20 protein-coding genes and 1 riboswitch are annotated in these 22,487 nt (G+C 65.8%); of the genes, 10 read left to right on the top strand and 10 right to left on the bottom strand.

All coding sequences use genetic code 11. From position 1 onward, the window contains the following. Positions 1 to 92: 92 nt before the first annotated feature. Entirely contained in the window at positions 93 to 1,214 is a 1,122-nt protein-coding gene (locus AB0M65_RS05675) for a hypothetical protein (protein WP_364021933.1), read from the bottom strand. A gap of 339 nt (positions 1,215 to 1,553) precedes the next feature. On the opposite strand from AB0M65_RS05675, the gene AB0M65_RS05670 reads away from it, so the two are divergent. The 4 genes from AB0M65_RS05670 (at position 1,554) to AB0M65_RS05655 (ending at position 3,619) form a co-directional block, all read left to right on the top strand. Then, complete coding sequence (locus AB0M65_RS05670) at positions 1,554 to 2,165, top strand: 50S ribosomal protein L25/general stress protein Ctc (RefSeq protein ID WP_364021930.1); 612 nt, start codon at positions 1,554 to 1,556, stop codon at positions 2,163 to 2,165. 10 nt (positions 2,166 to 2,175) lie between these two features. Further along, positions 2,176 to 2,772 carry an aminoacyl-tRNA hydrolase gene (pth, locus tag AB0M65_RS05665; RefSeq protein WP_364021927.1) on the top strand — a complete coding sequence of 199 codons (597 nt, stop codon included), beginning with the start codon at positions 2,176 to 2,178 and terminating at the stop codon, positions 2,770 to 2,772. A gap of 158 nt (positions 2,773 to 2,930) precedes the next feature. After that, positions 2,931 to 3,290: a DivIVA domain-containing protein gene (locus AB0M65_RS05660; protein WP_364021924.1), complete on the top strand. Its 360-nt coding sequence runs from the start codon at positions 2,931 to 2,933 to the stop codon at positions 3,288 to 3,290. Further along, positions 3,290 to 3,619, top strand: a complete 330-nt coding sequence (locus AB0M65_RS05655) for a DivIVA domain-containing protein (protein WP_364021921.1) — start codon at positions 3,290 to 3,292, stop codon at positions 3,617 to 3,619. The genes AB0M65_RS05660 and AB0M65_RS05655 overlap by 1 nt, the downstream gene beginning before the upstream one ends. A gap of 64 nt (positions 3,620 to 3,683) precedes the next feature. Here the strand turns inward: AB0M65_RS05655 and AB0M65_RS05650 are convergent, their stop codons facing one another. From AB0M65_RS05650 to rsmA, 5 genes are all read right to left on the bottom strand, one after another. Continuing rightward, entirely contained in the window at positions 3,684 to 5,375 is a 1,692-nt protein-coding gene (locus tag AB0M65_RS05650; protein WP_364021918.1) for a fatty acyl-AMP ligase, read from the bottom strand. 51 nt (positions 5,376 to 5,426) lie between these two features. Beyond that, complete coding sequence (locus tag AB0M65_RS05645; protein ID WP_364021915.1) at positions 5,427 to 7,199, bottom strand: ABC-F family ATP-binding cassette domain-containing protein; 1,773 nt, start codon at positions 7,197 to 7,199, stop codon at positions 5,427 to 5,429. A 67-nt stretch (positions 7,200 to 7,266) separates the two neighbouring features. Beyond that, on the bottom strand, positions 7,267 to 8,232 hold the full coding sequence (locus AB0M65_RS05640; RefSeq protein ID WP_364021912.1) for a 4-(cytidine 5'-diphospho)-2-C-methyl-D-erythritol kinase: 966 nt from the start codon (positions 8,230 to 8,232) through the stop codon (positions 7,267 to 7,269). A gap of 121 nt (positions 8,233 to 8,353) precedes the next feature. After that, entirely contained in the window at positions 8,354 to 9,364 is a 1,011-nt protein-coding gene (locus AB0M65_RS05635) for an ATP-binding cassette domain-containing protein (RefSeq protein ID WP_364021909.1), read from the bottom strand. A gap of 212 nt (positions 9,365 to 9,576) precedes the next feature. Then, positions 9,577 to 9,667, bottom strand: a riboswitch (SAM riboswitch). Positions 9,668 to 9,979: 312 nt separating this feature from the next. Continuing rightward, positions 9,980 to 10,819, bottom strand: coding sequence for a 16S rRNA (adenine(1518)-N(6)/adenine(1519)-N(6))-dimethyltransferase RsmA (rsmA, locus tag AB0M65_RS05630; RefSeq protein ID WP_364021906.1), 840 nt, complete (start codon positions 10,817 to 10,819; stop codon positions 9,980 to 9,982). Between the two features lie 355 nt (positions 10,820 to 11,174). On the opposite strand from rsmA, the gene AB0M65_RS05625 reads away from it, so the two are divergent. Then, positions 11,175 to 12,251 carry a DUF222 domain-containing protein gene (locus AB0M65_RS05625; RefSeq protein ID WP_364021903.1) on the top strand — a complete coding sequence of 359 codons (1,077 nt, stop codon included), beginning with the start codon at positions 11,175 to 11,177 and terminating at the stop codon, positions 12,249 to 12,251. A gap of 58 nt (positions 12,252 to 12,309) precedes the next feature. Here AB0M65_RS05625 and AB0M65_RS05620 read toward each other — a convergent pair whose 3' ends face one another. The 3 genes from AB0M65_RS05620 to metG form a co-directional block, all read right to left on the bottom strand. Continuing rightward, positions 12,310 to 13,686 carry a transglycosylase family protein gene (locus AB0M65_RS05620; protein WP_364022007.1) on the bottom strand — a complete coding sequence of 459 codons (1,377 nt, stop codon included), beginning with the start codon at positions 13,684 to 13,686 and terminating at the stop codon, positions 12,310 to 12,312. Positions 13,687 to 14,099: 413 nt separating this feature from the next. Further along, on the bottom strand, positions 14,100 to 14,936 hold the full coding sequence (locus AB0M65_RS05615) for a TatD family hydrolase (protein WP_364021900.1): 837 nt from the start codon (positions 14,934 to 14,936) through the stop codon (positions 14,100 to 14,102). Between the two features lie 7 nt (positions 14,937 to 14,943). Then, entirely contained in the window at positions 14,944 to 16,737 is a 1,794-nt protein-coding gene (gene metG, locus AB0M65_RS05610; protein WP_364021897.1) for a methionine--tRNA ligase, read from the bottom strand. 62 nt (positions 16,738 to 16,799) lie between these two features. Here metG and AB0M65_RS05605 point away from each other — a divergent pair, with 62 nt between their 5' ends. The 5 genes from AB0M65_RS05605 (at position 16,800) to AB0M65_RS05585 (ending at position 21,352) form a co-directional block, all read left to right on the top strand. Next, positions 16,800 to 17,393, top strand: a complete 594-nt coding sequence (locus AB0M65_RS05605; RefSeq protein ID WP_364021894.1) for a PadR family transcriptional regulator — start codon at positions 16,800 to 16,802, stop codon at positions 17,391 to 17,393. 88 nt (positions 17,394 to 17,481) lie between these two features. Next, positions 17,482 to 18,492: an ATP-binding cassette domain-containing protein gene (locus AB0M65_RS05600; protein ID WP_364021891.1), complete on the top strand. Its 1,011-nt coding sequence runs from the start codon at positions 17,482 to 17,484 to the stop codon at positions 18,490 to 18,492. Next, positions 18,482 to 19,246, top strand: a complete 765-nt coding sequence (locus tag AB0M65_RS05595) for an ABC transporter permease (RefSeq protein WP_364021888.1) — start codon at positions 18,482 to 18,484, stop codon at positions 19,244 to 19,246. The genes AB0M65_RS05600 and AB0M65_RS05595 overlap by 11 nt, the downstream gene beginning before the upstream one ends. Positions 19,247 to 19,339: 93 nt before the next feature. Next, positions 19,340 to 19,954: a GH25 family lysozyme gene (locus tag AB0M65_RS05590; protein ID WP_364021885.1), complete on the top strand. Its 615-nt coding sequence runs from the start codon at positions 19,340 to 19,342 to the stop codon at positions 19,952 to 19,954. A gap of 120 nt (positions 19,955 to 20,074) precedes the next feature. Then, complete coding sequence (locus tag AB0M65_RS05585; protein WP_364021882.1) at positions 20,075 to 21,352, top strand: aminodeoxychorismate synthase component I; 1,278 nt, start codon at positions 20,075 to 20,077, stop codon at positions 21,350 to 21,352. Between the two features lies 1 nt (position 21,353). On the opposite strand, the gene AB0M65_RS05580 is transcribed toward AB0M65_RS05585, so the two are convergent. After that, positions 21,354 to 22,313, bottom strand: a complete 960-nt coding sequence (locus AB0M65_RS05580) for an NADPH:quinone oxidoreductase family protein (RefSeq protein WP_364021880.1) — start codon at positions 22,311 to 22,313, stop codon at positions 21,354 to 21,356. Positions 22,314 to 22,487: the final 174 nt, after the last annotated feature.

The following is a 22,487-nucleotide window of genomic DNA, read 5'->3' as shown; positions in this document are numbered from 1 at the left end:
TTTTCTCCTCATCATCGGCTAGAACACCGATGGTAAGAACGCAAGATCGGCTACTTCAACGTATGCAACGCACCCCGAGGTGAGTATGCAGGTCAGCCACCCAACGTGGCGAACTCGGATTTGAGCTTTTCGCGGACACCGTTGACGTCGACCGGAGCCCGAACCTCGCCGCGAGCGGATGGCTTCGCCTGAACCTGGTAGCTGGCGTTCCGATTCGGAAGTTTGAACTTGACCTCACAGGTCATGCTCGTCGTGGTGTCCGGAGCCGCGTTGGCGTCCGCCGCACAGCTTTGGGCACCGAGGGACTGAGCGGTGAACTCGACGGTCAGCATCAAGCGCACAGGCGTCCCTTTCACGCCTCCGATGACCGTGTTGGCGACATCGATGGTTGCCCGGCAGGTCCCGACGAAATCCGTGCAGTCCATTTTGTCGTTGACCACGCTGACGCTGACCTGGGTGAGCGCGTCGAACGGCTGCCCGATTCCACCGATCGCGCCATCCAGGTCGGTCTGCAGCTTCTTGAGCGCGTCGCCGGCCAGCGGCTCGACCCGCATTTCGGCGCCAAGCGTCTTCCCGGCCGCCGCGTCGACGAGGGAAGGCGCGAAACTGATCACGCGGTGCGGCGCCGCAGTGGTCACCCGCAGCGTCCCGAGCCCGCTCCCGACGTCGTAGACCTCGGTCCCGTCCGACAGCTTCGACCGGACCGGATCGGTCAGCCGGTTCATCGCGGACACCGCGGTCCGGAGCGTCGACGCCGCTTTACGCGGGTTGAGGACCTCGACGACGTTCACCGGCAGGTCCGTGCTGTCGGTGCGAACCCAGTTGGTGCCGTACTGGTCGCTGTTGCCGAGCCCGTGCGCTTTCCAGTACTCCGGTGTTGCCGAGAGGTACAGCTGGTTGTCGGCGGCCACGACCTGGATGGTCTGGCCGTCGACCGGCAGCGCACCCTGCGCGCTGCCGTTGCGAGTGATCCGGAACAGCAGTTCGGTGGGTTTGCCCGCGGCGTCCTTGATGGTCGCCTTGTAGACAACGGCCGGCGCCTGTTCAAGCGCTTTCAACGCGCTCTCGACGGCGCCACGCTGCTCCGCGCGACGATCCACCCGTTGTTGCTCGGCGGGCGAGATCCCGGCAGCGCCGTCGATCGCGACGTCGCAGCCGGCCACGAGACAGCACAAGGCCACGACCGCGCCGATCGTCAACCGTCGTGCCGGCATTCCGCCCCCTGAGTCTCGTTTGCTGGAGATCACACCTTAGAAAAGGGGTCACGCACCACCGCATCCGAGGGTTCCCGAAGCAGCTGTCACCGACTTGTCACCTGAACGAGCCACCCGGCGGGACCCCGGCACGACCGGTTGGTCTACACTTTCCCGGTCTCGGCGAGGCGGGTTCCGTGAGCACCTGGTGCCCGACGTGATCGACGCGGCGGCTTGAGTGGCCACACGCGGTCGAGCACGCCTGTGGAATTCGCCGCCGAACACCAGAACCGCCCCGAACCATCCCCACCTCAGCATGCTTTCGCTGAACATGTTGGTGAATTGAAGGAGTGCTACACCGTGTCCGAGGTACGTCTGTCCGTCGAGCCCCGCACCGAATTCGGCAAGGGTGCCGCGCGCCGCACGCGTCGCGCCGGCAAGATCCCCGCGGTGCTGTACGGGCACGGCTCGGACCCCCGCCACTACGCCCTGCCCGCCATCGAGTTCGCCCGCGTCGTGCGTGAGAACGGCAGCAACGCCGTCATCACCCTCGACCTCGAGGGCAAGAGCGAGCTGGCGCTGACGAAGACCATCGTCGTCCACCCGCTGAAGAACTACATCGAGCACGTCGACCTGCTGGTCGTCATTCGCGGTGAGAAGGTCACCGTCGACATCCCGGTCGTCGTCACCGGCACCGCGGGCCCGGGCACCCTGGTCACCACCGACCTCGACTCCCTCCAGATCGAGGTCGAGGCGCTGCACATCCCCGAGCAGGTCGAGCTCTCGGTCGAGGGTGTCCCCGCCGGCACCCAGATCCTCGCCTCGCAGGTCACCCTGCCGCAGGGCGCAACCCTGGTCACCGACGCCGACGCGCTTGTCGTCGCCGTCAACGAGTCGCCGTCCGAAGCCGCGCTCGAGGGCGAAGAGGCCGGTGCCGAGGCGGAGGAGACCCCCGCCGAGAACGCCGAATAAAGTCACTCGTGTGACCGAAGCAGTACTTCCCGGGGCCGGCGAGCAGATTCTGCTCGTCGGCCTCGGCAATCCCGGGCCCCCATACGCAGGCAACCGGCACAACGTCGGCTTCATGGTGCTCGACGAGCTCGCCGGCCGCGTCGGTGGCAAGTTCAAAGCCCACAAGAGCGGCGCCGAGGTCCTCGAAGGCAGGCTCGCCGGGCAGCGAGTGGTCCTGGCCAAGCCGCGCTCGTACATGAACCTCTCGGGCGGTCCGGTCGTCGGCGCCGCCCGTTTCTACAAGATCCCGCCTGCCGGTGTCGTGGTCGTCCACGATGAGCTCGACGTCGATTTCGGCGCGCTCAAGATGAAACTGGGCGGTGGTGACAACGGCCATAACGGCCTCCGCTCGATCACCAAATCGCTCGGCACCAAGGACTACTACCGCGTCCGTTTTGGCGTCGGCCGTCCTCCTGGACGGCAGGATCCGGCGGATTTCGTGCTGAAAGACTTCTCGACAGTCGAACGCAAAGAACTCGCTTTCGAGATCGATCGTTGCGCCGACGCGGTTGAAGCGCTCATCAGCACCGGACTCGTGGCGGCTCAGAACACCTTCCACGCAAGGTGAAACTGCTCACATAGCGCTGCGTTACATCTCGTCACTCGAAGGCGTTTCACCACGCCCCTGATCGAGTCGTGGAATAGCGGCAACCCTTCCGGGGAACTCTCAAACCAGTTAGGACGGAATGCGGAGATCGCATTTCCCACGAAACCGGAGAGAGTTTCATGTCGTTTACGGCCGAAGACATCACCGGCGCCACCTTTCCGAACGCCCCGATCGGGCGGCGCGGATACGCCAAGCACGAGGTCGACGCATTCCTGGAGCGGATCGCGGACACGATCTCGGACCGGGACGATCTGACGGCGGCCGAAGTTCACCACGTCATGTTCTCCCGGCCGTTGATCGGGAAACGCGGCTACGACGAACGCGAAGTCGACGACTTCCTCGACAAGATTGAAGAACAACTCGCCCACCGGTCCGGTCAGCAGGTGCTCGCTGTCCCCGGTGCGCGTGAAGCGGACGACGCGACCACCAACCGGGCTGTTCCGGACCGCGGTCCCATCGATTTCCTGCAGGAACGCTAGTGCCCGTCACCGCGTTCGAGGTGAGAACCCGGCAGTTCGACCGGGCGCCGATCGGCGCCCGGGGCTACTACGAACCCGCGGTCGACGCCTTCCTCGAACGGGTCGCGGCGACGCTTGACGGCGACGACGACCTCTCGGTTGCGGATGTCCACAACGTGGCGTTCGCCAAAGCACCACTCTCGAAACGCGGCTATGACCCATCGGACGTCGACGCTTTCCTTCGTGACGTCGAGAGCACATTGGCCGGCATCTCGCAATCCGCGAGCTATTACATCGCACCGGCCCTGGAACACACCCACACCCGTAAGCCGCTCTGGCGGCGCCGCTGACCCTCGGGAAGTGCTGCGAGAAGGCCAGGGCCCGCGACTTTCGCGAACCCCTGGCCATCTCGTGTCAGGCAGTCGTCGCGTTCTTGGCGATCTTGTCCGCGAACTGGGTGGCGGTGGCGGCTCGCTTCACCTTGCCCGACGGTGTCTTGGGAAGGCTTCCGGCCGGGAGCACGACGACCGCGAACGGACGCATGTCGACCGCGTCGCGAACCTTGGCCGCAACCTCCTTCGCCAGCGCCTTCTCGGTGTCGGGGTGCCCGGCCAGTTTCGATTCGAGGACCACGGCGAACCGCTCCCGTCGGCTGCCCGCGTCGATCCGCACAGCCACGGCGTTCCCCGCCCGGACACCTTCGACCGACGTCGCCGCCCGTTCGATGTCGGTCGGGTACAGATTCCTGCCACCCATGATGATGACGTCCTTGCGACGGCCGCAAATCACGATCATGCCGTCGACCAGGTAGCCGAGGTCGCCAGTGAGCAGCCAACCGTTCTCGTCCTGTGTCGCGAGCGGACCATCCATGGTCAGATATCCGGGCGTCACGGCCTCGCCACGCAGGCGGATCTCCCCGACCTGGCGATCTCCGAGCACCGTGTCCTTGTCGTCGACGATCTCGGCCTCGAGCCCGTCGAGCGGCGGCCCGAGAATCGCGAACGAGCGGACATCATCGGTCCCACGCCTCGGATCGCCCTCGGGCACCGGTACGGCACGATTGTCCGTCTCGAGCGCATCGGCTTCGACGATGTCCAAGGTCAGCCCGGTGAACAACGGCGCGAACGAAACCGCGAGAGTCGCTTCCGCCATGCCGTACGCCGGAAAGACGCATTCCGCGGGCATCTTGAACCGTTCCCCAGCGTCGACGAAGGTCTGCACAGCGGTTTCGTCGATCGGCTCAGCGCCGTTCAGCGCGATCCGAAGTTTCGAGAGGTCGTAGGCGTTGTCGTCCTCGACACGCGCCATCCGCCTGCCCACGATCGCGTAGGCGAAGTTCGGTGCGGCCGTGGTCGTCCCGCTGTACTTGCTGATCAGCTGCGGCCAGATCAACGGCCCCGACAGGAACTCGAGTGGCGTGATCTTGACCAGCTCGACGCCGAACGTCATCGGGACCGTCAGGAACCCGACCATCCCCATGTCGTGGAAGGTGGGCAGCCACGAAACCATCACATCGACGTCGAAATCGAACTCGGCGCGGTCGACCATCGCCTTGACGTTCGAGTACAAATTCCCGTACGTGATCCGAACGGCCTTCGGATCTGCCGTGGACCCACTGGTCAGCTGCAGGAGCGCGGTGTCGGATTCAGCCGTGGGCACGGCTTCCGCCAGCGGTTCGGCCTTGAGCAGTTCAGTGATCACCTGGAAGGCGATGCCGTGCTCGGTGAGCACCGGCCCCAGCTGATCGAACGGCTCACCGAGCAGAACCAGACCGGACCCGATCATCCGCAGCACTCGGACGGTGTCCTCGGCCCATTCCGCGAGGTCGGTGCGCTGGGTGGGCTGGTGCAGCATCGTCACGCTGCCACCGGCGAGCCACACGGCCTGCACCGTCGGCGCGATCAAGGACGGCGCCGCCGCCAGTACCGCCACCGCCTTGCCCGGCTCCAGCCCTTCGGCCACCAGGCCTCCGGCGACCCTCTTGGCCTGCTCGTGAATCTCGGCCCAGGTACGCCGAACCGGCTCCTTGGGCTCCCCCGTGACCATTCCTCGCTGCTGACCTCGCCCCGCCGCAGTGGCGACGAGCGTGTCCACGAACCGACTCATGCGCGTCACAGTACTGTCCACCCTCGAACAGCCGCTCGCCGTCGAGTGAACTCACTCAGCCGCTTCGGAGGTCTCGAGCCATTGAGCCTCGACCTCATCCTTCTCCGTTTCGACGGCCTTCAGTTCGGTGTGGAGCTCGATGAGCTTCGTCGGATCAGTCGCCGCAGCGAGCAACGCCGCGTGCAGTTTCTCTTCCTTGGCGTGCAACTGGTCGAGCTTGCGCTCGAGCCGGGACAGTTCCTTTCGCGCCGCTCGCTGCTCCGCTGCGCTCTTCTTGGTCTCGCCTGCCTGTCCGTTGGTCGGCTTCCGATCGCTGCCGACCTTCTCCAGGCTCTTGGCCCGCCGTTCCAGGTACTCCTCGATGCCGCCCGGCAGGTGAGTCACCCGCCCATCACCGAACAGGGCGACGATCGTGTCGCAAACGCGTTCCACCAGGTACCGGTCGTGCGAAACGACGACCAGACTGCCCGGCCACGAATCGAGCAGATCCTCCAACTGCTGCAAGGTATCGATGTCCAGGTCGTTCGTCGGCTCGTCGAGCAGCAGCACGTTGGGCTCGGCCATCAGGAGCCGGCACAGCTGCAGGCGACGCCGTTCACCACCGGAAAGGTCTTCGACCGGCGTCCACTGCCGGGACGCGGGAAACCCCAGTTTTTCTGCCAGCTGCGACGCGGAAAGCTCCTGCTTGCCGAATACGACCCGTCCGGAGATCTCCTCGATCGCCTGCAGAACGCGCAGGTCGCCCGGTAGATCGTCGAGTTCCTGCCTCAGGTGCGCAAGACTGACCGTCTTGCCCTCGATACGACGGCCCGTCTCCGGCTGCTTGTCACCGCCGAGGAGCTTGAGCAACGTCGTCTTGCCCGACCCGTTGACGCCGACCAGCCCGATCCGATCGCCGGGCCCGATCCGCCATGTGGCGTGATCGAGCAAGGTGCGGTCGCCGACGGTCAAGGTCGCGTCCTCGACTTCCAGCACGGTCTTCCCCAGCCGTCGCCGGGCGAACGCCTGCAGCTCGACTGAGTCACGCGGCTCCGGTACGTCGGAGATCAGAGCTTCAGCCGCCTCGACGCGGTAGCGCGGCTTCGAAGTCCTGGCCTGCGGACCGCGACGCAGCCACGCGAGCTCCTTGCGCGCCAGGTTCTGGCGCTTCTCTTCGGCTGTCGCCGCCAACCTCGCCCGTTCGGCTCGCGCGAAGATCCAGTCGGCGTAACCACCTTCGTACTGCTCGACGCTACCGTTGGTGACCTCCCAGGTCACACTCGCGACCGTATCGAGGAACCACCGGTCGTGGGTGACGACCACGACCGCGATCCTGCGGTTGAGCAGGTGATCCGCGAGCCAGCGCACACCTTCGACGTCAAGGTGGTTGGTCGGTTCGTCGAGGACCACGAGGTCGAGTTCACCAGTGAGGGCAGCCGCCAATGCGACACGGCGGCGTTCGCCACCGGACAGGTTCGCCGTCGATGTCTCGACTCCGAGGGCGGTTATCCCCAGACCGTCCATAATGGACCTGACTCGGGCGTCAGCGGCCCACTCGTGCTCCGCACCATAACGCTCCAGCACGACGTCGCCGATGGTGCTGCCGCCAGGAAGTTCGGTCCGTTGCGTGACGACTGCCATCCGCAAGCCGCGGACTTGGCTCACACGTCCCGTATCCGGCTCACTGATCCCCGCGAGGACCTCCAGCAGCGTCGTCTTCCCACCCCCGTTGAGACCGACGACACCGATGCGCTGTCCCTCGGCCACACCGAGCGAAACACTGTCGAGCAGCGGGCGCACCCCGTAGGACTTGCTCACCGACTCCAGGTTGACCAAGTTGGCCATGCCTCAGCCGATCCTTTCCAAAAAGCTTGCACCACAACGAATTGGTCGATGTCCATTCCGGACATCCTCATGCGTGCACTCGCGGCGGCGCCGGCCGCGGCGCGTCATCCCCGCCAACCAGGCGAGCGCCGGGAACCGGCCCATGCGCGACCCGCACCGTGCGACACACACCCGCACCGGACAACTCGGCCGCGACCTCGACCGCGGACTGCGCGTCAGCGCACAGAAATGCGCAGGTCGGGCCAGACCCGGACACGGTGCCCGCGAGCGCGCCCGCGTTCACCCCCGCCCTCAACGTGCGACGCAGCCCGGGACGCAATGAGACAGCGGCCGCCTGAAGGTCGTTGCCCAGGAGCAACGCCAGCTGCCGCGGGTCACCGGACGCCAGTGCTTCGACTACCGGAGCGTGCGAACCGATCCGCGGCGGGCTGCCCTCTTCACGCAACCTGTCCAGTTCTCCGAACACCCGAGGAGTCGAAAGACCACGCTGGTCGAACGCCAGAACCCAATGGAACGTATGCCTCGACAAGACCGGTACCAGCTGCTCACCGCGGCCGGTACCCAACGCGGTCCCGCCATAGAGCGCGAAAGGAACATCGCTGCCGAGCTTGGCCGCGATGCCGGCTAGTTCGTCACGGGCGATATCAAGCTTCCAGAGCGACGCGAGCCCCACCAAGGTCGCTGCCGCGTCGGCGCTGCCCCCGGCCATCCCCCCTGCCACCGGGATGCCTTTGCGAAGCACCACCCGGACCTTGGATTCACCGTCCGACTTGCCGACGTGGGCGGCCAGCGCCTGCGCCGCCTTCCATGCGAGGTTGTTGGCCCCGGTCGGTACGGAACCTTCACCCTCGCCATAGACCTCGACGCCGGGCTCCTCGGTGACCGCGACGGTCACCTCGTCGGTCAGCGAAAGCGCCTGGAACACGGTCACCAGCTCGTGGTAGCCATCCGGGCGTACGTCACCGACCGCCAGGTGGAGGTTGACCTTGGCGGGAACCCTGACGGTGACTGGGGGCGGTACGACGGCGAGCACGGCTCAAGCCTACGTGGCCGCTCCACTTGTGCCGCCATCAGGAGAAAGCTGAACAGGACGAGTCAGATGCGAACGAGCCGCCCGAGACGGTTTCGTCCTGGGCGACCCGTTCACGAGAAAATCAGGCAGCGACACCCTGCGGTCCGCGGACCGGGTGGGTCACGTGGCCGCCGCGTTCGGCGATCCACGCGAGCGCGGCATCAGCGTGCTCACCGCGCACGCCGAGCCGGAAACGGCCGACCGGGGTGTCGCCGATCCGAGTCAAGCCGCCGCCGATGGTGGCGAGTTCGACGTCAAAGCGACCGGCGGCCTCAGGCAGCAGTGCTCCGACCGACGCGAAACCGACCAGCACGACGTCCACGGCTCGGTCGTATTTCGAGACCTGCGCCCTGCTGGTCTCGATCGTCGGCAGCAGGGCCTGCGCGGTCCGGCTGTTCGGGTCGGAGACCAGGTCGAGCACGGTTCCACGTTCGATGACCGCGCCAGCCTCCAACACTGCCACGTCATCGCAGACACGGCGAACCACACTCGCGTCGGGAGTAGTGAGCAACACGGTGACGCCGAGCTCGGCACGCGCGCGGTCGAGCACGGTCAGGACCGCTCCGGACTCTTCGGGCCGAATACCCGCGGTCGGGTCGTCGGCAAGGAGCACGGAAGGACCGGCGGCCAGAGCCTTGGCGATGGCCACCCGGCGCAGCTGCCCCTCGGACAGTTCTCCCGGCCGCTGACCCGCGCGCTGGGTGAGTCCGACCAGGTCGAGCAGGTTGCCGACCCGATTCCGACGCTGTGGCCCATCCAGCCCGAGCTGCTCCAGCGGCGACGCGATGTTCCCGGCGATGGTGCGCTCGGTGAGCAGTTCCGGTTTGGTGCTCACGACGCCGACCTGCCGACGTATCTCTCGCAGGCGGCGGCCGTCAAGGGTTCCCGTGTTGAGGCCGTCGAGACGGACTACGCCTCGGTCAGGACGCTCCTGAAGGCCGATGCAACGAGCGAGGGTCGACTTGCCGGAGCCGGCCGGACCGACGACTCCGAACAGCGAGCCGGCCTGGATGTCCACGCTGACGTCGCGCAGTGCGACGACGGGATTTCCATTGAGGGGGAAGGACTTGGACAAGTTTTCGACAGTGATCACGAAGGGCTCCATGCACATGGGGCGCTGCTTCTTTCGAGCGCGCCAACCGTCACCGAGTAACCGTCCAGAACGGACGGTTTTCAGAAGAAAAGAGGAAGAACTCAGGCAGTAACGGTGGAGCGTCGACACGCACTTACCGAGCGGCGACCTTCGTCTACGACACGTCGCCTGGTCAGCAGGAGTGGGTGGGTGACCCTGTTCATTAGGCACAGCCTCCATCGGTCCTGGCTGTAGCACCTGCCCTGTGGAGGGTGGTTGCTGCGACTTCGGCGAGCCAGGTCTCTCAGTCGCTCGGGATGGTTCACTGAGTAAAACCGATCCCACTGGATGAAAGCAAGCGTGTAGGCGCAGATCACACGTCTGGTCGCGTCCATAATACAGGATCCAGTGCCCATATTATGGGAACCGGCGGCCATTTCGAATTCACACCGAGGCCGCTGCCTGCACAGACAGGTCGGGAAGACGCTCATCGATAAGAGGACTTATGCCGTCGTGCTGACCTCGGTCAACGCTCGCATCAGCGCGGCGCCGACCACAATCACCACGTTATGGAACAAGGTTCCCTCGGCGTCACGACACGGCTGCCTCAACGCGGCCTGTCATGACTCACGGCGGTCAGTCGGTCGCGGCGGCGATACGAGCGAACTGATGAACGTCCAATTGCTCCCCGCGGGTCTTGGGGTCGATGCCCGCTTTCGCGAGCAACTCGCCCGCGCGTTCAGCCGAGCCAGCCCAGGTGGCCAACGCTGCCCGCAACGTCTTTCGCCGCTGCGAGAATGCCGCGTCGACGACCGCGAACAGCCGCTTACGGCTCACGGCTGTCACGACTGCGTCACCACGTTCGAAGGCGACCAGCGCGGAGTCCACGTTCGGCACAGGCCAGAACACTGATCGGGGCACCGCGGCGACCTTGCGTGCCTTCCCGTACCACGCGAGCTTGACGCTCGGCACGCCGTAAGTCCTGCTTCCCGGCCCGGCCGCCATCCGGTCAGCCACCTCGGTCTGGACCATCACGAGCCCGCTGGTCAGCGAAGGCAGCTCAGCGAGCAGATGAAGCACGACGGGAACAGCGACGTTGTAAGGCAGATTCGCGACAAGCGCCGACGGTTGTTCGGGCAAATCCCCCGCCGTCACCCGCAGAGCATCCGCCCCGACGACCGTCAGCCTTTCGGCTCCGCCGCGCTCGGCCACCGTGTCCGGCAGTCGGCCTGCCAGCACGGGGTCGATCTCGACCGCGACTACCTTGGCACCGGTCGCGAGCAGCCCGAGTGTCAGCGAGCCAAGCCCTGGCCCGACCTCAAGTACGACGTCGCCTTCGCCGACTCCTGAGAGGTCGACAATGCGGCGCACAGTGTTGGGGTCGTGCACGAAGTTCTGGCCGAGCTTCTTGGTCGGACGTACGTCCAGCTCGGCCGCCAGCGCCCTGATCTCCGCAGGCCCGAGCAGTTCAGTCACCCGACGATCGTAGCCAGCCCCGGTAAGCCACCCTTGGCCGGTGGACGAACGGGTCGCAGATAGCCGACATCGTCGAGCGGGGAAGGCTCAGTGTTCAGAGGCCGCCACCGCCCACGGGTCAATCGTCGACAGAGTCGACTTGCCGCTCCGGGATCCTCGTTCCTTCGACGCGCTCGGGGAGCCGGGCCAGGCGACTCCGACCATCCTGACTTAACCGCAACATCCCTACGGCGTATCCGTTCTGGCGCACGTACTACTGCGGAGTGATGAGAGCAAGTTGGCAGCGCCACAGCGTGATTATGATTCACCCGATCGATACCGTGCATAAGTTCGATTCCGCCCCGACAATCGAGGGGTGACCAGCAAAAACGCATCCAAGGCCTTCCCGCTGAACCTGCCGGAAGGTGACCCCGATCTGCTTCTCCACGAGTTGCAGACTCGGCTACGCGAAGGGCGACGTCTGTTCGCCGAAGTCGGCCAAATCCTGGCCGAGATCGAGTCACGTGGTGTCCGCGACCTCTTCGGATACAACTCGATCGCCGTCTTCTACGAGCACGCAGCCCGGGTTTCTCGGGCCGAAGCGAGAAAGGTGACCGCTCGAGCGGTGGCGCTCAACTCGAGACACGCGCGCGACGGCACCTCGATTCCACCCGTCGCGCCTTTGACCGGAGCCGCAGCCGCCAAAGGCCTGCTGGCCGATGGCGGCATCGACCGAATCGTCACAGTCATGAGGAGGCTGCCAGAACACATCGCCGCGAGCGCACGGGTCGACGCCGAGCGGACTCTGGTCGATCTCGCCGGCGTCGCGAGGCCTCGCGACGTCACGATCGCCGGCAACGACGAGATCGGACGACACGACCCTGATTCGAAGAACGCCGATGACTCCAAGTCGAAAGGCCCTCGACGCGAGTTCTGGTTACGCCGGAAACGTACCGGCCGCTGGGACATGCGCGGCGACCTCGATTCAGAGACAGGCGCTCGCCTGAACGCGCTTCTGGTACCGCTCGCACATCAAGCCCCGAACGGGGAAGCCGATCAGTGCACACCGGCGGAGAGACGCGGCGATGCCTTCGCGGAGATCGTCGACCTTGCGGACAGTAGCCCGGACATACCCATGCCTCGGCAGAACTCGGAACGGGTCGCTGAGCCGTCTCAATCGGCAAAGTCGGCCGAGAAACCGCTCCACCGCACAAAGGACGATCAAACAGGGCAGCAAGACCGCCGGAGCCAGCGCCACGGCACCGTCAGCGGACAAGCGGACAACAACGCCACCGAACGATCTCGGGACGTGGCGCACATACGTCCTCCGCGGTGGTGGTCACGACTGTCGAGACCAAGATCCAACACACAAACCCCGTCAACGAAGGGCAACGACCTCGCCCAATCCTCAGACGAGAACGTCACAGACCCTCAACTGCCCAAAACGGCCTGAAGGCCACCTTGCGGACTCAACCCACACGATGACCTTCAGGAAGGAGACTGATCTGACGTCAGGCCTTCTTGCCGCAGTGCGGCCAAGCGCCGTAGCCACCGCGGTCGTCGCGGAGCTTCTCGGCGACGGCGATCTGCTGGGCCTTGCTGGCCTGGTGCGGGTAGGCCGCGTACTGCGAGCCGCCGTAGGCGTCCCAGGTGCTCTTGTTGAACTGCAGGCCACCGTAATAGCCGTTGCCGGTGTTGGCGGCCCAGTTACCAGTCGACTCGCACTGCGCGATGCGGTCCCAGGCCCCGGCGTCACCGATGGGCGGGTCAACCGGCTTCTTCGTGCCGACCTTGACGATCTTGGGCTTGGCCTCGGTGGTGACTTCTTCGGAGACCTTCTCGCGGCCGACCTCTTTGCCATTGCGCTGGGTGACCTTGTAGGTCACCGTCTTCTGGCCGGGCGTGCCCGGGTCTTCGACCTTGGTCTTGCCCTTCTCGAGCTCCGGGTCATCGACCTTCTGCTCGGGCGGAGCGATTTCCTCGTTCTGCTTGACCATGGTGACGCCGGTCCGGCTGATGTGGACCTCGGCGCCGTCGACCAGCTTGACGTCGAGGCCACCGACGGCTTCGTCGTCCGGGCCGAGAGTCATTCGCAACTCACCAAGGAACTCCTTGGTGGTGACCGAATTGGTCTGCACCTTGCGCGGCTCGTTCGCGCCGTCATAGACGGTGAGGTTCTTGAGGGTCTTGACCTCGACAGTGGCGCCCTCGAGCGGAAGCTCACCGGTCTGCGGCATCGAGGTCCAGGTGCCGGACTTCGCGAGATCGGAGCGGCCGAGCTGGTTCAGGGCCTCGCTGAGATTGGTCGCGCGAACCCAAGACTCCTGCGCTACGCCGTCGACGACCAGATTCAGCTTGCGGCCACGCTCCAGCTTGATGACGCCGCCATCGCCGACTTCGGCCTGGGGCGAGGGAGAGAGCGAGTCGTGCGCACCGATCGAAAGGCCGGCGTCTTCGAGGACCTCGCCGACCGTGTCGCCGAAGCTGTGAACGGTTCGCTGCTGGCCGTCGACGTCGAGCGTGACGCTCTTGTTCATCGCCATCGCGGCCGCGCCGCCACCACCGAGGGTGAGCAGCACTGCCATGACGGTGCCCTTGAGGAACCGCTTCTTCCAAACGCGGGTCGCGCTGGAGATGACCTCGTCCTTGGTCGCGACCTTCATAGGCGCACCCGCGGTGCGGTCCTCGGCCATCTCGTCCGGAATGACGATCGGCGGGAGCATGGTGGTCTCGGCGCTGATGAGCCGGATCAGCTCGTCGACATCGACGTCGATCTCGGCCATCAAGGTGTCGGCGTCCGGGCCGAGCGCGGCCAAGATGTCCTGGTGCGTGATGCGCGGGTCGTCGGAGTAGCCCAGCTCGCCGTAGTGAGTGTCTCGGTCGAGCACGGCCACCGAACCGTTGGAAGCGAAGGTGTTCGTCTCAACGCCGAGGCGCGAGGCATCCTGCCTACTGCTACCAGTCACTGGGTCGTTCCCTTTCCCAAGACGTCAGAGAGCTCGACAACCGCTCCACAACGTCCTTCGTCTCGATGCGCTCTTCGGCGCACCTCTAGAAGTCCGACACCCGCAGCCAGCGCCATCGTCACGGTTCCAGGCCGTACCGCTCCCGGTTCCGCTTCCCCGACGTGCACTGACGTGACTGTGGGCGTAACAGCCGACAACCGCATTTGCGGGTACCGACCGGCACGATCACGGGACAGTAACGAACCTCGGCGGGTTGCGCAAACACCGCCCGGAGTGTCGTGACGTTGGTCACTCATCAGAGTGGACCATTGCTGATCACTAATGTCGCAGTCCGTTCAACTGGAGGTAACTGTCGGCAAGCGGAAGACCCGCTCAGCGGTCATACGGACTGATTCGGCCACCTCGTGCACTGCCTCGCCCCTGAATGACGCGAGATGGCGAACGGTGTAGGCGGCGCAGTAGGGCTCGTTCGGTCGCCCACGGAACGGATGAGGGGTCAGAAACGGCGCGTCCGTTTCGACGAGGTACTGGCCGGCCGGAACGATCCGTGCCGCCTCATGGAGCCCGCGGGCGTTACGGAAGCTGACCGTACCGGCGAACGAAAGCACGTATCCCGCGTCGATACAGCGGCGAGCGATGTGCTCGTCTCCCGAGAAACAGTGGAAGACGACCTGCTCGGGCGCACCCTCCTCATCGAGGATGCGGAGGACGTCTTCGTGGGCGTCTCGATCATGGATCATCAGCGGCTTGCCGATCCGCTTGGCGAGATCGATGTGCCACCGGAAGGCATCCTGCTGAGCGTCGTGGGGCGAGTAGTCCCAGTAATAGTCGAGGCCGGTCTCGCCGACTGCGACCACTCTGGACTCTTTCGCGAGACGCTCCACTTCGGACCTCTCGGCTTCACCGAAATCCTTGGTGCGCGTGGGATGGATCGCGACGGCGGCCCAAACCCTGGCGTCCCAAGTAGAGGCTTGCGCCGCCCATCGAGCGGCCGCGAGATCGTCCGCGACGGTGATCACCCGTGAGACACCGGCACGTTCGGCGCGGTCGACCATGGCAGTCACATCTGCCGCGGTGACCGCGCCGCACGCGTCGAGGTGGGTGTGCGCGTCCACCACCGAAACCGGGAGCCTGTCCGGAATCGGCGGCAGCCCCTTCTTCTCCGCACCCATCAGCTGATCATTTCGAGATCGGCGCCCATTCGGGACCGGTCTCGCCCAGCTCCGGGTCCAGCTTGGCGAACAACGGAGTCGGCTTCTCGAGCGGCTTGCCGACCTCGATCGGCACGGACTTCCAGCGCGCCAGCTCGGCCTTGTAATCCCCGGTGATGATGGGGTTGATCCGGCCGGGGATGTCGAGGTCCTCGACTTCCTGCAGTTCGGGCTGGGCCGCCCAGATCCCGGAGCCGCCGAGTGCCTCGTGCACCTTTTGGGCCGAGTGGGGCAGGAAGGGGGTCAGCAGCGTGTTGGCGTCCGAAACGACCTGCAGTGCGGTGTGCAGGACGCTGTCGCGGCGAGCGGGGTCGTCCTTGAGCTTCCAGGGCTCCTGGTCCGAGAGGTACCGGTTCGCGGCGGTGACGACGCGCATCGCTTCACCCGCCGCCGCTTTGAACCGAGACCGTTGGAGGTGGGCACCGGCGGTGTCGAAGGCCTTACGCGAGAGCGCCTTGAGCTCCTCGTCGGCCGCCGTCGGGGCGTCCGGGCGCGGGATGGCGCCGACGTTCTTGTGGGCCATCGCAATGGACCGGTTGACGAGGTTGCCCCATTCGTTGGCCAGCTCGAAGTTGGTCCGGCGGACGAACTCGTCCCAGGTGAAGTCGGTGTCCTGGGTCTCAGGACCCGCGACCGAGATGAAGTAGCGCAGGGTATCCGGGCCGAAGTCGCGCAGGAAGTCATGGACGTAGATGACGGTGCCGCGTGAGGTCGAGAACTTCGAGCCGCTCATCGTGAGGAACTCGCTGGAGACGATCTCGTCGGGCAGGTGCAGCTTGCCGTACTTGCCCGGCTCGCCGCCGCGGTCGCCCTCGCCGTTGTGGCCGAACAGCAGGGCGGGCCAGATCTGGGCGTGGAAGGTGATGTTGTCCTTGCCCATGAAGTAATAGGACCGGGCGTCCGGGTTGTTCCACCACTCCTGCCAGGCGTCCGGGTTGCCGGAGCGGCGTGCCCATTCGACGCTCGCCGAGAAGTAGCCGATGACCGCGTCGAACCAGACGTAGAAGCGCTTCATCGGTTGGTCTCGCCAGTCGTCCAGCGGGATCTTCACGCCCCAGTCGAGGTCACGGGTGATCGGCCGCGGCCGCATGTCGTCGATCAGGTTCTTGGTGAAATTGAGGACGTTCGGGCGCCAGTCGGTCTTGCTGGACAGCCACTTGCCCAGGGTGTCGACGAACGCGGTCAGGTCGAGAAAGTAGTGCTCGGTCTCGACGAACTTCGGCGTTTCACCGTTGATCCGCGACTTCGGGTTGATCAGCTCGGCGGCATCGAGCTGGTTGCCGCAGTTGTCGCACTGGTCGCCGCGCGCGCCGTCGTAGCCGCAGATCGGGCAGGTGCCCTCGATGTAGCGGTCGGGCAGGGTGCGGCCGGTCGAGGGGCTGATCGCGCCCCGCGTGGTCTTGGGCACCACATAGCCGTTGCGGTGCAGTGCGAGGAAAATCTGTTGCGTGACGTCGGCGTGGTTACCCGTGGTGGTGCGGGTGAACAGGTCGTAGGTGAGACCGAGTCCCTGCAGGTCCTGGCCGATCTGGCGGGTGTACTTGTCGGCCGTCTGCTGGGAGGTGAGGCCTTCGTTGTCGGCCTGGACGGTGATCGGTGTGCCGTGTTCGTCGGTGCCGGACACCATGAGCACCCGGTTGCCGGCCATTCGCTGGTAGCGGGAGAAGACGTCGGACGGGACGCCGAATCCGGACACGTGGCCGATGTGGCGGGGGCCGTTGGCGTAGGGCCAGGCCACCGCAGTCAACACTGGGGTGCTCATGCTTGTTTAGCCTACGGACGTCGTCCAAGGCATTGTTGTCCGGGAGAGGATCGGAGGCCTCGGTGTCCGCCACGCGTCTGCTGGTACTGGGTGTCGTGCGCATGTACGGGAAGGCACACGGCTACCAGGTCCGGCGCGAGCTCCTCTCCTGGGCGGCCGACAAATGGGGCAACGTCCAGCCGGGGTCGATCTATCACGCGTTGAAGAAGATGACCGCCGAAGGACTACTGGAGCAGGTCGAAGACACCGAGGCCGGCGGTGGCCCCGACCGTGTCGCGTACACGCTGACCGAAGACGGGGAGACCGAGTTCCTCGTCCAACTCGGTCGGGCACTGTCGAGCGACGACGCGACCGGATACACGTTGTCGGCAGCTGTCACGTTCATGCCGAGCCTGCCCCGCCCCCAGGTCCTCGCCCTGCTGAAACAGCAGCTGGCGAATATGGAAGCGCACGCTCAATCGACCCACTACGCACGCGAGCACTCGATCGACCTCGGGAAGCCGCCGCATGTGAGCGAGCTGTACCGCCTGTGGAGCTCCCATGCCGAGGCGAACGTCTCCTGGATGCGAGATCTGATCGGCCGTCTTGAAGCGGGCGAGTACGTGATGTCCGGCGAAGGGGAAGACGAAGCCGCGTTCGGCGAACCTCCCAAGTAATCAAACTTGACCACGGAACGACTTTTAAGGCACAGTGCATCATCCGACTAGTCAAGTTTGACTAGTCGGATCTCAGAAAGGAGTATTCATGATCAAGGCACGCGGCCTTGAGCGGCGGTTCCGTCGCAAGGGCCGCAATGGGGGCGAGGTCCACGCCGTCAAGGGCGTCGATTTCGACGTGTCGGCCGGAGAACTGGTCGGTTTCCTCGGACCGAACGGGGCAGGCAAGACCACGACCCTGCGCATGCTGACCACGCTGCTCAAGCCCACCGCGGGCGAAGCGACGGTCGGCGGCTGCGACCTGCTCGCCGACCCACTGGGGGTGCGCCGGCGAATCGGCTATGTCGCACAGGGTGGTGGCACGGCACCGGAAAGCAAGGTCGTCGAAGAGATCGAATTCCAGGGACGGCTGTACCGGATGAGCAAGGCGGACGCGCTCGCCCGCGGGGCCACCCTCGCCGAGCAGCTGGACCTCGCCGGGCTCGATCAGCGGACGACCAAGACCCTTTCGGGCGGGCAGCGCCGTCGTCTCGACATCGCGCTCGGACTGATCCACTCACCTGGGCTCGTCTTCCTCGACGAGCCGTCGACCGGGCTCGACCCGCAAAGCCGCGCGAACCTGTGGGACCACATCCGCAGGCTCCGCGACGAGCAAGGCGTCACGGTCTTCCTGACCACGCATTACCTGGACGAGGCCGACGCGCTTTCCGACCGGCTGATCGTCATCGACGACGGGCGAATCGTCGCCGAAGGCACGCCGGATTCGCTGAAGGCGAGGGTTTCGGGTGACAGCGTCGTCATCGGGGTTTCACCGGAGTCGGCGGCGGAGACCGGGGAGGTCGCGGGCAGGCTCGAAGGGGTGCACGAAATGACCGTCACCGAGGGCACGGTTCGGTTCCGGGTGCCGCGTGGGGACACCGCGATGCCCGAGTTACTGCGCGCACTGGACGCGCGGGGCATCACGATGACGTCCATGCAGGTGCATCGCCCGACGCTCGACGACGTCTTCCTGACGCTGACGGGCCGCAGCCTGCGTGACGCCGAAGAGGGCGCACCGCTCGACGACGCTCCTGAGAAGGAGGCGACGCATGTTGCATGACACTTGGTTGATCTTCCGCCGGGACATGCTCGCGGCGTTGCGCAACCCGACGTGGATCATGATCGGGATCATGCAGCCGTTGCTGTATTTGTTCTTTTTCGGACCGCTTCTGGTGAAGTCACTCAACGCGCAGGGGCTGTCCGATGTGGACGGCTGGATGATCTTCACTCCGGCGATCATCGCGCAGCTCGCGCTGTTCGGCAGTTCCTTCGTCGGGTTCGGCCTCCTCGCGGAGTTCCGTTCCGGCGTGGTCGAACGAATGCGGGTCACCCCGGTGAGCCGGGTGGCACTGTTGCTGGGCAAGGTGCTCGCCAACGCGTTGCAGACGGTTGTGCAGGCGTTGATCATCATCGCGTTGGCGTACCTGGTCTTCGACCTGAACGCGCCGTTCGGCGGCGTCGTGCTCAGCCTGGTGATCGTCTTCCTCCTGTCGGTCACCCTGGCGTCGTGCTCCTACGCGCTGGCGCTGACCCTCAAGAGCGAAGACACGTTTCCGGCTCTGCTCAACGCGGTTCTCATACCGCTTCTGCTGCTCTCCGGAATCCTCATCCCGATCACCTCGGGATCGGCGCCGGATTGGCTGTACACGATTTCCCGCATCAATCCCTTCCGGCACGTGGTGGATGTCGAGCGGAACAGTTTCCGCGGTGACTTCTCGATGGACGCGCTGTTCACCGGGAGCGTCGTGGTGCTGGTGATGGCGGTGCTGGCCATCTGGTGGGGCTCGCGAACGTTCCAACGCGAAAACGCCTGAGACACGCTGAACCGAAAGGTCACCTTGCGGCCGCTTCGCGGACGTAGGGTGACCTTTCGGGCGTATTGGGGCGAAATTCGAAGGCGAGTGACTTTGATCGATCCGGAAGGTGAGCACGGCGTCACCCTGTCCCACCGCGAGACGGTGACGGACTGGGCTGCGGTGCGTGGCGCCGACATCCGGTTCGCCTCGGTCACCGTCAGCGAGAACACCAACTGGCGGGACGTCGTCGCGGAACGCAATCTGGCCGGCGCCCAGCGTGCCGGCATCCACACGGGTGCCCGGCACTACGCGCGCCCTGGCGCCGTCCACGACCAGGCGGACCATTTCGTGCGGACGGCGAGTGCGCTTGGCGCCTTCGCGCCCGGCTCGCTCGCGCCGGCGCTCGAAGTGGAGGCGCCCAGCGTCGACGACCGGTTCATCAAGGCGTGGATCAAGCACGTCAGGCAAGCGGCACGCGTCGAACGCGTCCTGGTGTACGCCGGGCTCGAGTGCTGGACGAACCGGCTGCACCCGGACAAGTGGGCGGACAGCGAAGTGGTGTTGTGGCTGGTCAGGCACAACGAGATCCCCGGAAGACCGGGGTGGTTCCACTCCCGGCTCGGGCTGCACCAGCACGGCTTCGGCACCGGGTTGCCCGGGGTGGAGGGGCCGATCGCCCAGGACGCCGTGGTCTATCCCTTCACGCTCTCGGACGTACTTCTGTAGGGTTTCACTCGTGACGACGGGTGTGCACAACGTCACCGATACTCGCGTGTGTGGTCGCGGATGTCACTTTCCAGTCGGCGCGGGTTGCCTTTTCGCCCGGCCGGGCAGCGACAATGTCGCGTGCGGTTGATGTGCCGGAAGCTGCGGACGGACGTCACGCCCGAGCGGGCGCTGGCGGCACTCGGCGTTCGCGCCCGGGCACTCAGGCTCGCGCCGCCAGCGGCGCTTTGCGGAGATTGGTTCTCCTCGCGCGCGGTCATCGCTTTGAGTGCTTCGTTGACGCCCGTTCGAGACGTGGCCGAGGCGTTCGCCGTTCCCACTCGTCTTCCGCGGGTTCGCGACGCGGTTCCCGGTGCTGTCGGGGGCGGCTGGTTCGGTTACCTGGGTTATGACCTGACCGACCCGTCTGGCCGTTCGGGCAGCCTTCCTCCGGCGGCTTGGGGCTGGGTCGACCGGGTACTCCGGCTGGACGCGGACGGTTCGTGGTGGTTCGAGGCGTTACTTCCCGACGACGACCCGGATCCGGCGGACGAGGTGTCCGAACTGGAAACGACACTGGCCGACCCGCCCGAAACGGCTCCATGGAGTTCCGGTCCGCTGTCGCGTCCGCTGCCGTCGGAGCACTACGACGTGGTCAAGGCGTGTGTGCACGCGATCGAGGCAGGCGAGTTGTTCCAGGCGAACATCTGCGCCCGTTTCACCGGGGAATTCGACGGCGATCCGCTCTCGTTGTTCGCCGAAGGTGTGCACCGGCTGCGCGCCCGGCGGTCGGCGTTCCTCGCCGGGGACTGGGGCTCGGTCGTCTCCTTCTCCCCCGAACTTTTCCTTGCCAGGCACGGACAGCGTGTCCGGTCGACCCCGATCAAGGGCACCCTGCCGCGAAGGAACGCCTCAGACGAGCACCTGGCGCGGCGCCTGCGGGAATCCACCAAGGATGTCGCCGAGAACGTGATGATCACCGATCTCGTCCGCAACGACCTCGGCCGCGTGTGCGCCACCGGCAGTGTTCGCGTTCCCGAACTGCTCAAGGTCCGCCCGGCGCCGGGAGTCTGGCATCTTGAGTCCACTGTGGAGGGGCTGCTCGCCGAGGGGATCGACGACGCGGAACTGCTCGCGGCCACGTTCCCGCCGGGTTCGGTGACCGGCGCGCCGAAGATTCGGGCGCTGGACCTGATCGCCGAGCTGGAACCGACGGGACGCGGCGTCTACACGGGCGCGATCGGACTTGCTTCGCCGATCGCCGGGCTGGAACTGAACGTCGCGATCAGAACCTTCGAAATCCACGAAGGCACGATCGCGCTGGGAGTCGGCGGCGGGATCACCGCCGACTCCGACAGCGAAGCGGAATGGCAGGAATGCCTGCACAAATCCGCTCCGCTGGAGCGACTGCTCGGCTGAGCTACTTGGCGGGGTCCAGGAGGAGCTTGCCCGTCGTGCCACGCGACCGCAGGGCCTCGTGGGCGGCGCGCGCGTCGGACAGGGCGTACTCGCCGCCGTCGACGGCGCGGACCTGACCGGCGAGCGCCAGCGAGAACAGTTCGTCGAGTGCGCGGCCGAACACGTTCCCGGGGAGTTTGAACACGTGCGGCAGCCACATTCCGGACACGGTGGTGCTGTGCTCGAGGAGGTTGCGGGCTTCGATCGGTTTCGGCTGCTTGCGGCTGGCCATGCCGTAGAACGCGAGCCGCCCGAACGGCGCGAGTGCGGCGATGCTCTGGTCCGTGACCGTTCCGCCGGTCATGTCCAGGACGATGTCGACGCGCTTGCCGCCGTTCGCTTCGCGAAGCGCTTCGGTCATGTCCTCGGCGCGGGAATCGATGGCGACGTCGGCGCCGAGTTCGAGGGCGAGTGCGCGTTTCTCGTCGCTGCTGGCGGTCGCGATGACCCGGCCCGCACCCCACGCCTTCGCGAGTTGGACGGCGATGGAACCGACCCCGCCCGCCGCCGCGTGCACGACGACGGTTTCGCCTGACTCGAGGTGAACGTTCTTGCGCAGCAAAAGGTAGGCGGTGGTGCCCTGGACGATGAAGGACAGTGCGGTCAGGTCGTCGATTCCGTCGGGTACGTCGAAGGTGGTGACCGCCTCCGCCACCGCGCGCTCGGCGTAACCGCCACCGCCGTTGAGCAGCGCGACGACCCGCTTGCCCGCTGCGGTGCGGCCGACGACCTCACCGCCGGGCACCAGCGGAAGTTCGCTGGGCGCGAGGTAGGAGTTCTCGGCCTGATGCGTGTCGGCGTAGTTGACGCCGACCCGGTCGACCTCGATGAGCAGCTGACCGGGGCCGGGTACGGGATCCGGCAGGTCGACGAGGTTGAGCACCTCGGGTCCGCCGAATTCGGTCACCTGTACTGCACGCATTCGCATCCTCCTCGTCGAGATGAGACAGTCTTGCATATGTCTCATCAGTGAGACATCGCGTGATATGTTTCACTGATAGAAACCGCACTCGAACGCCAGCTGACTTCGCCGCGCCCGGACGCCCTGCGCGCGTTCTCGATCGCGCGTGCCTGGTTCCTCGACGGACGCCGGGTG

This window comes from Amycolatopsis sp. NPDC051071 (assembly GCF_040682875.1).
Classification (GTDB): Bacteria; Actinomycetota; Actinomycetes; order Mycobacteriales; family Pseudonocardiaceae; genus Amycolatopsis.
Note: the sequence above shows the minus strand (reverse complement) of the source record. Positions and strands in the feature narration are given on the sequence as shown.